We start from the raw sequence: 627 nt of genomic DNA on the forward strand, positions 1-627 counted from the left end.
CGCCGGACTCGCGGCGGATCGCGTTCACCGCCCGGGTGCCCGAGGCCGGGCGCTACGGGACCGAGGACGCCGACGGCGAGACCCCGGAGCCGGCTGCCGAGGCGCCGCGCCGGATCACGCGCATGGACTACCGGCTCGACGACGTCGGTTTCGTGCGCGACCGCGCGCAGCGGCTGTTCGTCGTCGACGCGACCGAGCCCGCCGAGGCGCCCGAGCCGCTGACCGGCGCCGGGTTCGACGCGAGCCACCCGGTCTGGACCCCCGACGGCACGCGCGTGGTTTTCACCGCACCGCCGGAGTGGGGTGCGGCCGAGAGCGACTTCCGCGACGTCTGCGCGATCTCCGCCGAGGGCGGCGAGCCCGAGGTTGTGGTGCGCGGCGAGGGGTACTCGGAGCGCCCGGCGTTCGGCGCGGACGGCACGTTGTTCTACTTCGGACAGTCCTTCGCGGAGCACCGCGAGGCCGCGATGACCGGGCTGTACGCGGCGACGCCCGAGTTCGGCGCCGGCCCGGTGAAGGCGCGCCGGCTGACCGACATCGAGACGGTGGACTGCGAAACCTCGGCGGGCGCACCGGTCCCGCGCGGCGCCGACGTGCTCGTGGCCGTCCGCAACCGCGGCGCGGTGG

The 627-nt window shown here is 76.1% G+C and carries 1 pseudogene; it reads left to right on the forward strand.

The annotated features are described in order from the left end of the window. A pseudogene (locus G3I65_RS56185) lies at window positions 1-627 on the forward strand (PD40 domain-containing protein); the annotation flags it as partial.

The organism is Amycolatopsis sp. SID8362 (assembly GCF_010550475.1).
GTDB classification, from domain to species: Bacteria; Actinomycetota; Actinomycetes; order Mycobacteriales; family Pseudonocardiaceae; genus Amycolatopsis; species Amycolatopsis eburnea.